The 11,683-nt window shown below is 61.5% G+C and carries 13 protein-coding genes; 10 read left to right on the top strand and 3 right to left on the bottom strand.

The genetic code is table 11. From position 1 onward, the window contains the following. Positions 1-160: 160 nt before the first annotated feature. Positions 161-1,435, top strand: a complete 1,275-nt coding sequence (serS, locus tag I7X13_RS09130; protein ID WP_198075247.1) for a serine--tRNA ligase — start codon at positions 161-163, stop codon at positions 1,433-1,435. Positions 1,436-1,650: 215 nt separating this feature from the next. Here the strand turns inward: serS and I7X13_RS09125 are convergent, their stop codons facing one another. After that, positions 1,651-1,923: a UBP-type zinc finger domain-containing protein gene (locus I7X13_RS09125; protein WP_198067736.1), complete on the bottom strand. Its 273-nt coding sequence runs from the start codon at positions 1,921-1,923 to the stop codon at positions 1,651-1,653. A 205-nt stretch (positions 1,924-2,128) separates the two neighbouring features. On the opposite strand from I7X13_RS09125, the gene I7X13_RS09120 reads away from it, so the two are divergent. The 3 genes from I7X13_RS09120 (at position 2,129) to I7X13_RS09110 (ending at position 4,168) form a co-directional block, all read left to right on the top strand. Beyond that, the gene (locus I7X13_RS09120; RefSeq protein ID WP_198075246.1) at positions 2,129-2,866 is read left to right on the top strand and encodes a dioxygenase family protein; all 738 of its coding nucleotides are present in this window, start codon (positions 2,129-2,131) and stop codon (positions 2,864-2,866) included. Between the two features lie 83 nt (positions 2,867-2,949). Next, positions 2,950-3,480, top strand: coding sequence for a hypothetical protein (locus I7X13_RS09115; protein WP_198075245.1), 531 nt, complete (start codon positions 2,950-2,952; stop codon positions 3,478-3,480). Beyond that, positions 3,458-4,168: a pirin family protein gene (locus I7X13_RS09110; protein WP_198075244.1), complete on the top strand. Its 711-nt coding sequence runs from the start codon at positions 3,458-3,460 to the stop codon at positions 4,166-4,168. The genes I7X13_RS09115 and I7X13_RS09110 overlap by 23 nt, the downstream gene beginning before the upstream one ends. Before the next feature lies 1 nt (position 4,169). Here I7X13_RS09110 and I7X13_RS09105 read toward each other — a convergent pair whose 3' ends face one another. Together I7X13_RS09105 and I7X13_RS09100 are read right to left on the bottom strand one after the other, a co-directional pair. After that, on the bottom strand, positions 4,170-5,177 hold the full coding sequence (locus I7X13_RS09105; RefSeq protein ID WP_198075243.1) for a glycosyltransferase family 9 protein: 1,008 nt from the start codon (positions 5,175-5,177) through the stop codon (positions 4,170-4,172). 1 nt (position 5,178) lies between these two features. After that, positions 5,179-6,915 carry a helix-hairpin-helix domain-containing protein gene (locus I7X13_RS09100; protein WP_198075242.1) on the bottom strand — a complete coding sequence of 579 codons (1,737 nt, stop codon included), beginning with the start codon at positions 6,913-6,915 and terminating at the stop codon, positions 5,179-5,181. 162 nt (positions 6,916-7,077) lie between these two features. Here I7X13_RS09100 and I7X13_RS09095 point away from each other — a divergent pair, with 162 nt between their 5' ends. The 6 genes from I7X13_RS09095 to I7X13_RS09070 all read left to right on the top strand — a co-directional run bounded on the left by I7X13_RS09095 (position 7,078) and on the right by I7X13_RS09070 (position 11,665). After that, positions 7,078-7,491 carry a hypothetical protein gene (locus I7X13_RS09095; protein ID WP_198067730.1) on the top strand — a complete coding sequence of 138 codons (414 nt, stop codon included), beginning with the start codon at positions 7,078-7,080 and terminating at the stop codon, positions 7,489-7,491. Positions 7,492-7,705: 214 nt separating this feature from the next. Beyond that, positions 7,706-8,344 carry a thioredoxin family protein gene (locus I7X13_RS09090; protein ID WP_198075241.1) on the top strand — a complete coding sequence of 213 codons (639 nt, stop codon included), beginning with the start codon at positions 7,706-7,708 and terminating at the stop codon, positions 8,342-8,344. 54 nt (positions 8,345-8,398) lie between these two features. Next, entirely contained in the window at positions 8,399-9,403 is a 1,005-nt protein-coding gene (locus I7X13_RS09085) for an FAD:protein FMN transferase (protein WP_198075240.1), read from the top strand. A gap of 52 nt (positions 9,404-9,455) precedes the next feature. Continuing rightward, positions 9,456-9,665 carry a DUF4266 domain-containing protein gene (locus I7X13_RS09080; protein WP_213019054.1) on the top strand — a complete coding sequence of 70 codons (210 nt, stop codon included), beginning with the start codon at positions 9,456-9,458 and terminating at the stop codon, positions 9,663-9,665. Between the two features lie 23 nt (positions 9,666-9,688). After that, positions 9,689-11,062 carry a DUF3570 domain-containing protein gene (locus tag I7X13_RS09075; protein WP_198075239.1) on the top strand — a complete coding sequence of 458 codons (1,374 nt, stop codon included), beginning with the start codon at positions 9,689-9,691 and terminating at the stop codon, positions 11,060-11,062. Positions 11,063-11,254: 192 nt separating this feature from the next. Then, positions 11,255-11,665, top strand: a complete 411-nt coding sequence (locus tag I7X13_RS09070; protein WP_198075238.1) for an EVE domain-containing protein — start codon at positions 11,255-11,257, stop codon at positions 11,663-11,665. Positions 11,666-11,683 lie beyond the last annotated feature (18 nt).

Genomic DNA, 11,683 nt, shown 5'->3' with positions numbered 1-11,683 from the left:
GCATTACGGACAAACCGCCAAATCGGGTGCCTCCCGAATAGCGTTTGAACGCGGGACGCGGCAAAATAAGTTGCGCGCCGCGCCAAAGCTTTCGCAGCCAAGGCGGTGGTGAGGTCGGGTTTTACTTACGACCTTTGTCGGGCTTACCCCAACCTGCCTCATGCTGCAACTTTCCGTTCTCCGCGACCAGACCGACCTTGTGCTGGCCGGCCTCGCCAAAAAACGCTACGCCACCGGCCCCGCCGACGTGGCCGCCATCCTCGACCTCGACCAGCGCCGCCGCCAGCTCCAGACCAGCCACGACTCGGCCCAGGCCGAAGCCAACAAGCTCGCCCAGCAAATCGGCGGCCTGATGAAATCCGGCGATAAAGCCGGCGCCGAAACCCTGAAAGCCCGCACCGCCGAGCTCAAGCAGCACACCCAAAGCGCCGCCGCCGAGCTGGCCCAGGTGGAAAAAGAGCAGCAACAGCTCCTCTACAAGCTGCCCAACCTGCCCCACGCCAGCGTGCCCGAAGGCCGCGCCGCCGCCGACAACGAAGTGGTGCGCGAGCACGGCGCCAAGCCCGAGCTGGGCTCCGACGCGGTGCCGCACTGGGATTTGATTAAGAAGTACGACATCATCGACTTTGAGCTGGGTGTGAAAATCACTGGCGCGGGCTTCCCCGTGTACAAAGGCCAGGGGGCCCGCCTGCAGCGTGCGCTCATCAATTTCTTCCTGGATGAGGCCCGGGCTGCCGGCTACACCGAGATGCAGCCGCCCATTCTGGTGAACGAGGCCAGCGGCTACGGCACCGGCCAGCTCCCTGACAAGGAGGGCCAGATGTACCACGACGCCAAGGACGACCTCTACCTCATTCCCACGGCCGAGGTGCCGCTGACGAACATCTACCGCGACGAGATTATTCCGGTGGAGAAGCTGCCCGTGCGCATCACCGGCCACACGCCCTGCTTCCGCCGCGAGGCCGGCTCGTGGGGCGCCGATGTGCGCGGCCTCAACCGCCTGCACCAGTTCGACAAGGTGGAAATCGTGCAAATCACGGAGCCGGAGCACAGCTACGCGGCGCTTGACACCATGGTGGCCCACATCGAAGGGCTGCTGCAAAAGCTGGAGCTGCCCTACCGCGTGCTGCGCCTCTGCGGCGGTGATATGGGCTTCACCAGCGCCCTGACGTATGATTTGGAGGTATGGAGCGCCGCCCAGGGCCGTTGGCTCGAAGTAAGCTCGGCTTCGAACTTCGAGACGTACCAGGCCAACCGCCTCAAGTGCCGCTACCGCGCTGAAGGCGGCAAGACCCAGCTGTTGCACACACTGAATGGTTCGGCGCTGGCGTTGCCCCGCATTGTGGCCGCCCTGCTGGAAAACAACCAGACGGCGGAGGGCATCAAGCTACCGGCGGTGCTGCACTCGTACTGCGGATTCAGCCAGATTGGGTAGTCGTCTGTCATTGCGAGTGGAGCGCAGCGGAACGCGGCAATCCGTCCTCTCATGAGCGACTAACCCTAAAATATGACAACGATTTTTAGTACCAGAAAGCCTCGACACTGCGAAGTATCGGGGCTTTCTGGTGAAAGAGCATGTCTGGTTTTGACAGGACGGATTGCCGCGTTGCGCTGCGCTCCACTCGCAATGACAGACGGCGCAGAGACTCCTTAGTACTCCGCCATTTCCTCATCCAGATAGCACCAGAGCCACCGCTCGCCGGGCTCGGCCGATGAAACGACCGGGTGCTGGCTAGCGTGGAAGTGTTTGGTGGCGTGCTTGTTTCGGGAAGAGTCGCAGCAGCCGACGTGGCCGCACTGCTGGCACACGCGCAGGTGTACCCACGTGTCACCGAGGGCCACGCACTCGGGGCAAGCGTATTCGGGGGCGGTTTTGAGGCTAGTGAGGGACGTGAGGTGCTGGCAGGGTTCGGTTTCGGGCATGATGAGGGCGGGTTTGGGGAAGGCAACAGACCGGCCGGAACTGCCCGGCCCATGAAATATAGCAATTGTTTTTGCGAGCCGAACGGCGAAACCGTCGAGCATCTGCCCGGAACTGGCGATTCGGGAGCAGCAGCGGGAATGTTAGGGGGCAGTTTTGGGTAATTAATCTGCAACCCGATTCCTTAACCGCTAAGCCGCTATCATCATGGAAAGAAAACACTTTTTGAAAAGCCTCCTGATGGGCACTGCCTCGGTACCCGTGCTGCTGTCGGCCTGCAGCAAAGACACGGTGACGCCCAGCACCACCAGCACCGCTAGCGGCACCACGGGAACTACGGGCACCACCGGCACCGGCTCGGGCAGCTGCGCGGTGGCCCCCACCGAAACCGAAGGGCCGTTCCCGACCAAAGTGCCGTCGTCGTACGTGCGCAGCGATATCCGCGACGGCAAGACGGGCTACCAGCTGGATATCAGCATCAATCTGACCAACAGCAACAGCAGCTGCGCCGCCCTGGCGGGTGCGCTGGTCGATATCTGGCACTGCGACGCCGAGGGCAACTATTCGGAGTACGGCGGCTCGGGCATGCAGGCCACCAACTACCAGTCGGTGCACTTCCTGCGCGGCCGGCAGGTGACGGATGCCAGCGGGCAGGTGAAGTTCACAAGCATTTTCCCGGGCTGGTATTCGGGCCGCGCCACGCACATCCACGTGCACGTGTATTCGGCCACCGGCACTTCTTTGAAAGTCACGCAGATTGCCTTTCCCGAAGGCACCGGCACGGCCGTGGCGGCCGTGAACGGCTACGCCAAAGGCCTGAGCGGCTACACTTCTAATGCGAACGACAACGTGTTCAGCGACGGTGTGGCGCAGGAACTGGCCACGGTGACGGGCAGTACGGCGGCGGGTTTTCAGCTAGCCTTTTCGATGGGCGTGCCGGCTTAAAATCAGTTAAGAGTTATAAGGTTAGGAGTTAAGAATTAAAAGTCAGCAGCCGAATTTCAACTCTTAACCTTTAACTCTGCTTCATGCGCCTCATCACGCTGTGCTACCGTAAAATCATCGATGCCACCGCCACCCGGTCCTGGGACCAGTTGGTTTGGGCCGACAGTTATGCGGAGTTTCGGTTGCAGGCGCAGAATTTCAACCCCGGCCAGCAGCACCGCTCGTTTGGCGAAATCCTGCACTTTGTGCCGGGCGCGGAGCGGCTGCATTTCCTGGTGAGCGGGGCCGTGAACGGCTACGTGCAACAGCTCAACGAGCGCCTGCCCGACATTACCGACAACCTGGGGCGGCAGTTTCTGCGATTCAAACGGTTTCAGTTCGAGCTGATTAATTCTGATTTACAGGATAAGAGCAAGCACCAGGTCGCGGTCAATTTCGTATCGGAACCCCTGCGCTGGCACGATACCGTGGGCACGTTTTTGGTGGTGTCAGAAGCATCGACAGGAGCAGGAGCTGCGGCCGAAACCCTGACGCATATGGTGCAGCTCCAGCCGTTTCTCAGCATTTACTCCATCCTCACGCCCGCTCCCGATGATAGCGCAAACGCCAGGTAAAATCTTTCTGGCCGATGAGCGCGGGCTGGCCGAATCGGACCGGTTCCGGCGCTACAGCACGTTCAGTTTCGGGCCGTGGGCGCGCCCGCACAAGGGGCCGTTTGGCCGGCTCTTTGGGCTGAACGAGGAAACCCTGGCCGGCGGCCACGTGCTGGTTTTTACGGTGGTGGAGGCTTCGCACGTGCTTATTATTCCCATTACGGGAGCGGTAGCACTGGCTTCCGATGTTCTCGAAACCACCGTGAGCGTGGAAGAAGCCACCGTGCTGATGCTGCCCGCCCGCAGTACGCTTCACGTGCGTAATCCTTACGATACCGAGTTAGTGAGTTTCCTGCACCTCTGGCTGCTGGCCGATGCGCCCGTAGCTGCCAGCAGCGAGCAGCGCGGTAGTTTCAGCAGCGAAGCTATCCAGAATCAGCTTGCGCGGCTGTTGCCGACAACGGCTAGCTTATTGCCATTTACGGCGAGCCTGGGCCGATTCGAGGGTCGTCAGGAAGCAGTTTATCAGTTGGAGAATACAGCCAATAGCCTGTTCGTGTTTGTCTTGGCTGGCGCTTTCGAGGTTGAAAGCCGGCTGTTGCACGAAAAAGACGGCCTGGCCTTGTGGGATGCGTCTGAAATTGAGCTGGAGGCCCTGAGCAACGATGCCCTGATTCTCGTACTGGAATTGGCCCCGCTAGCGTCCTGAGCTAACGTCCGGTGCGGGCCAGGGGCAAGTCCAGGTTCAGGGTTTGCTCACGCATGCACTTGAAATGGCCTTGCGGGCACTTAGCAAACCCGATTTTGGAGCACGGCCGGCAGCTCAGCCCCTGCACTTCCAGCACTTTGAACTCGGTGCGGTACGGGTACATGCCGAAGGCCGGCACCGTGTTGCCCCACACGCTGAAAATCTCCTTGCCAAAAGCCGCCGCAATGTGCATCAGGCCGGTATCATGGCTCACCACAAAATCGGCCTGCCGCAGCAGCGAGGCTGATTGGTGCAGCGAATAGCGCCCGCAACCCTGGTGGATTGGCGGGTTGGCAGATTGGTGGATTGGTGGATTTCCCTGGTTTACGGCTGCTATTAAGGCCTCTGCTACTGCGGCATCTTCGGGGCCGCCGAGCAGTACGATGGGGCGCGGGGCCAGCTTGTGGCACAGCTCCACCAGCTTATCCAGCGGCAGGCGCTTGGTGGCGTGCTGCGCGCCGATGGCCACGGCCGCGTAGCCACTGGCGAACCCGGCGGGCAGTGTGGCCAGGTCCACTTCCTGGCCGGCGGGAATGAAGTAGTCGAGGCCCTGGCTGTCGTCGTGCACGCCCAGCGGCGCAGCAGCGGCCAGGTAACGCTGCACGATGTGCACGCGCGGCAGCTTATCAATCTTAAAATTGACCAGCAGCCATTTCTGCCAGTTCAGCTTGTCGAAGCTGCTGGATTTTACGCCCAACCGCAGCTTGATGAGGCGGGTGCGCAGGTTGTTGTGCAGGTCGACGATGTAGTCGAACCGCTCGGCTTTCAGGGCTTCCACCAGCTCGCCTAGGCTGCCCGTGAGGCAGTGAACTTTGGTGACGTAGGGATTGGGTTCGAGCAGGCTGCGATAGCCGGGCTTGGTGGCGAAATGCACCTCCGCGCCCGGCACCTGCTGCGCCAGCGCCCGCACCACAGGCGTGGTCAGGACGATGTCGCCGATGGAAGAAAAGCGGAGAACGAGGATTTTCACGCTACTCAAACAACGACTTTTTATACTCCAGCGGCGGCTTGATAGCAGCTTTGCGGGCTTCAAAATAAGCCGCTACCTCCTCCACCGACTTCGCGTTGAACGTCATTTCCCTGGTCAGATGGCCTTTGCGGCCCATCAGCACGCCGTAGCGCATGTCCTCGTAGCCGTTGGTGTGGTGAGCGTCGGGGTTGATGCTGAGCTGCACGCCCTGGTCCAAGGCGTAGCGCACCCAGCGCCAGTCGAGGTCGAGGCGCCAGGGGTTGGCGTTAATTTCGATAATAACGTTGTGCTGAGCACAGGCGTCAATCACGGCTTTGTAGTTGATGGGGTAACCCTGGCGGCGCAGTAGCAGCCGGCCCGTGGGGTGGCCCAGCATGGTCGTGTAAGGGTTTTCGATGGCGCGCAGCAGGCGGCCAGTGGCCTTGGCTTCGTCCATTTTCAAATTAGAATGCACCGAGGCCACGATGAAATCAAAACTGGCCAGCACGTCGTTCGGGTAGTCGAGGGAGCCGTCGCCGAGGATGTCGCTTTCGATGCCTTTGAAGATGCGAAACGGAGCCAGCTCAGCGTTCAGCTGGTCAATTTCCTGGTGCTGCTGGCGCACGCGCTCTACGCTCAGGCCGTTGGCGTAGTGGGCGGCCTGGCTATGGTCGCACAGGCCCAAGTATTCGTAGTTGTGGTCGCGCAGCCAGGTAGCCATTTCGCGGATGCTGTGGTTGCCGTCGGACCAGGTGCTGTGGTTGTGCAGGGAGCCGCGCAGGTCGCCGTCTTCGAGCAGGCGGGGCAGCTTCTTATCGGCCGCCAGGGCAATTTCGCCCAAACCTTCGCGCAGTTCAGGCGCGATAAATTGCAGCCCGGCTTTCTCGTAAAGGGCTTCTTCCTGCTGGAATTTCTCGCGCCGCGCCAGCTGGCGCAGGGAGCCAGAAGTAGGCAACGACTCGCTCAAATGCGCATCGGCGGCCGAGTTCAGGAAAACCTCGGTCGTAAAATCCTCGGGCTTCACCAGCAGCACTTCCACCTGCGTGCCCGATTCTGTGGCTGTGCCGCGCCAGGCAAATGGCCCCGAGCGGCGCGGGTCGGGCGTGAGGCCGGCCGTGGTGTTCAGCAGCTCGTGCGCTTTGGCCGGGTTTTCAGTGGCGGCTACCAGGCACACGGTTTCCACAGTTTCGAGGCGACGGCGGATTTCGCCGGCCACGGCCACCTGCTCGGTTTTCAGGCCGTCGCGCAGCAGCTGGGCCAGGTCAGCGCCCAGCTTTTCGGCCTGCGGGTAGAGTAGCTTGCCCTTGCTCTGGCCCGCAAATTCCAGCGCTTCGAGAATGCTATCCTGGGTCTTTTTGCCGAAGCCTTTGAGCTTGCTTACCTGGTCGGTTTCGGCGGCTTCGCGCAGCTGCTCAATGGTTTCGAGGCCCAGCTCGCGCCACAGGCTGCGGATTTTCTTTGGGCCGATACCCTTGATGCCCAGCATCTCGACCACACCGGGCGGCGTCACTTCCAACAGGCGCTGCAGCTCGGAGAAGGTGCCGGTGTCGAGCAGCTCGGCCACTTTGGCGGCGGCAGTTTTGCTCAGGCCGGTGCGGTCGGGCAGGCCGGAGCGCTCTACTTCCGAAACCGGAAAGCTCAGCGCGTCGAGGGCATTGGCCGTGCCTTCGATGGCGCGGATTTTGAACGGGTTTTCGTCGTGCAGCTCCATGAGCTGGGCGGCCAGCTTGAAGGCACGGGTCAGGGCACGGTTGTCCACGGGGCAGGGGTTTTGGGGGGCACGAAGGTAGTTTATCCAAGGGCTTACGTGGCACGGCTGCGGGCGGCCAACTGGCTTGATAAAGCAGTGCCCGGCCGGCAAGCAGTACCTTGGCCGCCGGGCCGGGAGCGCGAAACAGCCCGCTCAACCGGTTCCATCGCCATGTTTAAACCGTCTTTTTCCGGCCGCCTGCTGCTGGCCCCGCTCCTGCTAGCCGCTGCCTGCAAGCACCGCAAGCCGGCCGTCGTCACCTCCTCCCCCGCTTCCATGAAGCAGCTGGAAGGCACCTGGCTGGCCTCGCACGAAGAAAACCGGGGCGATACGCTGGTGTACCGGCCCAATACGTACAATTTCCCCCCGACGCGGGGCCGCACGGGTTTCGCCATCAAATCCTTCGGCCGGTTCGAGCAGTTCGACATCGCGCCCGCCGATGGCTTGGCCGGCCACCCCGGCACCTGGACCGCCACTGGCGACACCCGACTCATCATCCACCTTACCGACGGCCACGAGCCCAACTACACGCTGGAAATTCTGTCGCTGAATAAAAAGGTTCTGAAGCTGCGCCGAGTGAAATAAGGGATTTACACATCAAATCAGCACTTTCGCAGTTGGCCCAACGTTCCGGCCCACGGCGTTTCACGGCATTTTCATTTCCTGGCAGGAGTTTTGGCATGATGCGGCCAGCGAATAGCTCCGGCTCCGCGTTTCAACTTCCGACCCGGCCCGTCGTAGAAACCAGCGCGGCGGGGGCGGCTTTTTTATAGTTTCTCACTTTTACGTGTCTATTCCCATGGCATTCGTCCTTTCTTTCAGCTATGTGCGAGCCTTTGCGCTTGGCCTGGCCCTCATCAGCCTGGCCCCGGCCCACGCTCAGAAAACCACGGTTAAGACCAAAACCAGTAAGGTTAAAACCAAAACCAGCGCGGCACTCACGCCCCCCGTCAGCGAACCCAAAGAGGTAGCCGCCGCCGCCGTGCCGATGGAGCCTATTCCAAAATCGCCCGGCGTATCGGCTCCGCAGGTGGTGAAGCCCGAGCTCCCCGCCGAATGGATTTCCGACCTCGGCGCGGCCCAGGCCCAGGCCAAAGCCACTAACCGGCCCATTGTGGCGGTTTTTTCGGGTTCCGACTGGTGCAAGCCCTGCATTATATACGAGCAGGAAGTGTTTGCCAAACCCGAGTTTATGGCCTACGCCAAAGACAAGCTGGTGCTGGCCCACTTCGATTTTCCGCGCCTGAAAAAGAACCAGCCCACTGCTGCCCAGCTCAAGCTGAACGAGGCCGCCGCCGCCCAGCTTAATAAGGAGGGCGACTTCCCGCTGGCCGTCGTCATTGCGCCCGATGGCAAGGTGCTGGCAAAAACCGGCTACATCGCCGGCGGCCCGGCGGCCTTCGAAGCCTACCTGAAGAAGGTGGTGCCCACGCTGTAGGAACTTATGCATTTGGCTTTAAAACCTAGAATTGCCGTTTGGGCGCTGCTGGCCATGCTTTTTTCGGCATGGTCGGGCAGCGCCCAATCTGTTTCTACTCCGCGCCACACCTTCACGCGCAGCGCCCACCTCATGGGCTCACACTTCACCTTCACGGTGGTGGCGGCCGATGACTCGACCGGGCAGCGGGCCTTGCGGGCGGGCCTGGGCGAAGTGAAGCGCATCGACCGGCTGATGTCGTTCTGGGATTCTACCTCCGAAGTGGTGCGGATAAACCGGGCGGCGGGCGTGCGGCCGGTGGCCGTATCGCCCGAAACATTTGATTTGATTAATCGCACGCTGCGCCTGTCCAAACTCAGCGATGGCGCGTTCGACATCACCTTTGCCAGCGCCGACAAGCTGTATAAGTTCGACCGGCAGGCCCACCCTGCCCTGCCCGATTCGGCGGCCATCCGGGCGTCGGTGCGGCGCATTGGCTGGCAGAAAATTCAGCTGGATGCGACCAAACACACCGTTTATCTGCCCGAAAAGGGCATGCGCATCAATCTGGCGGGCATTCTACAGGGCTACGGCCTGCGCCGGGCCAAGCAGGTACTCGACCAAATGGGCATCAAGGGCGGGCTGATGAATGGCTCGGGTGACATCTACTGCTGGGGCCGGCAGGCTGACGGCTCGCTCTGGCGCGTGGCCATCGGCGACCCTGACCACCCCAACAGCGTGGCCGCCTGGGTCGACGTGACCGATATGGCCGTGGTGACGGCCGGCAACTACGAGCAGTATTTTACGGTGAACGGGCAGGTGTACGGCCACATCATCAACCCGCACACAGGCTATCCGTCCATCGGGCTGCGCTCGGTCACCATCCTGTGCCCCGACGTGGAACTGGCCGATGGATTGGACGAAGTCGTCTTTGTGAAAGGCCCAACCGCCGGTTTGGCTTTCATCAACAGCCTGAAGGGCGTTGATTGCACGCTGATAACCGACGATAACCGCACGTTGGCCTCGCGGGGCATGACGTTGAACTACTACCACGGCGCAACTCCGGCCACCCGCCCCTGATTTATCGTACCCAATAATTGTGAAAAGAATATCCTTATCTGCGCATCCCCGCCTGGCGCTGGGGCTACTATTGCTGCCCCTGACAGCAGCGCTGCCGAGCTGTGTTTCGGTGAAAGCCTACCAGAAAGTGTACCTCAACGACGAGGACATGAAGCTGGCCAGCAAAACCGTGGAAACGCCCGAAACCAATTTCGAAAGCTACCGCGAGGGCGCCGGCGGGGCCAATGGCGGCAAAGTAGGCGGCGGCTGCGGCTGTAATTAATGACTCCGTATCAGCCCGATTTCGTGAAAAAGTTACTCTTCGTTCTGCTTACCCTAAGCGCCTCAGCCACTACGGCCCTGGCCCAAACCGGCACCACGCAAAATCCGAACCGCATCGACGGCTACGGCGCGCCCGTGAGCCCCTCGGTGCCGGTGAGCCGCGCGGCCGATGAGGCCACCATCGACATCATCGGCGGCTATTACCAGCAGGACGGCAGCCACGGCGCGGTGGAAGGCGGCCGCGGCACCCAGCAGCTCACCGACGTGCCTCCGGCCATCATCGTGAACGTGCCGCTGGACACGGTGAGCCGGCTGACCGTGAACGTAGGCGCCGATTTCTACGCCTCCGCTTCGACCGACCGCATCGACTTTGCGCTGAGCACGCCTTCGGCCCACGACGTGCGCTACCACGGCGATTTCGGCTATAGCCGCGAGCAGAAGTCCAAGGGCACCATCTGGGGCGTGGGTACAGGCGTGTCGAAAGAATACGATTACCTGTCGTTTAACCTCGCGGGCTCGTTCGCCAAAACCTCGCAGGACGGCAACCGCCAGCTGAGCCTGGCGGGTCAGGTGTTTTTCGACCGCGTGACGCTGATTCAACCGTTGGAGTTGCGGGAGGGCTACACAACCGGCTCGACTACCAACCGCGGTGAGAAAAACTACGGCACCGACACGCGCCAGACCTACAACTTCACGGCCACTTACTCGCAGGTACTGGCCAAGCGCTTGCAGGCGGCCATCAGCACCGAGCTGGTGTCACAGAATGGCTTGCTGAGCACGCCGTTTCACCGGGTGTATTTCCGGGATAATACGACGGAGCTGAACAAAGCGCCCACGAGCGTTGGCGACAGTTTCTCGCCCCGCGTAGCCACGGCGGCCCGCATCGAGAACCTGCCCCGGGCCCGCTTCAAGTACCCGGTGAGCCTGCGGGTGAACTACTACGCCACGGATTTGGTGCAGGTGCGCGCCTTCTACCGCTTCTACAACGACAATTTCGGCATCACCGCTCACACGTTCGAGCTGGAGTTGCCCGTGAAAATCACGCCCTTTTTCGTAGCCTACCCCTTCTACCGCTACCACACTCAGACGGCTGCCAGGTACTTCGCGCCCTTCATGGAGCATTCCATCACCGACACGTATTACACTTCCGATTACGACCTGTCGGCTTTCTCGGCCAACAAAGTGGGCCTGGGCCTACGCTACTCGCCGGTGTACGGCATCGGCCGCTTCCACGTGCCGGGCAAGAATGCGCAGGGCCTGCCCCGCGTCATGCGCTTCAAATCCCTGGATTTGCGCTACGCCAACTACCAGCAAACTGGTTCCACAATTTACACTGCTGCCAATCGAGCCGACCTGAAAGCCAACATCATCAGCTTCGATTTGGGCTTTGCGCTCTGAGTTGGTGGATTGACGGTCTGGTGGGCTGGCGGATTTACAAACAGCCCCGAGCGGGTCCGGACGCTTGCAAGGCGGGTCCGGACGACCCGACTTTATTTTCTTTGTGGTGTGCAAAGCAACGGCCGGCCGGCATCAATGCCAGTGCCGGCCGTTTGCATGTCGCCCCATTCACTCCCTCACTCAGTCACTCTTTTGAAACACTGGCTCGTTAAATCGGAACCTGAAGCCTACTCCTGGGCCACCTTCGTGCAGGAGGATGGCACCGCCTGGACCGGCGTGCGCAACTACCAGGCCCGCAACAACCTCAACCTGATGCAGCCCGGCGACCTCGTCCTCTTCTACCACAGCGTGAGCGAAAAAGCCATTGTGGGCCTGGCCGAAGTGGCCGCCCTGGCCATCCCCGACGCCACGGCCGAAGCTGGCTCGCCCTGGGTGGCCGTGCCGCTGCGGCCGGTGCAGCCGCTGTCCCGGGCAGTGAGCCTGGCCAAGCTCAAGGCCGATGCGCGGCTGGGCGAGCTGGCTCTCATCCGGCAGTCGCGGTTGTCGGTGCTGCCGGTGCGGCCCGAGGAATTTGATGCCATCCTGGAGTTGGGGGCCGAATAATCGGCTGCGCCACCAGAC

Origin of the sequence: Hymenobacter negativus (assembly GCF_016056375.1) — a bacterium.
GTDB lineage: Bacteria > Bacteroidota > Bacteroidia > Cytophagales > Hymenobacteraceae > Hymenobacter > Hymenobacter negativus_A.
This window is presented reverse-complemented; position numbering and strand designations above follow the sequence as displayed.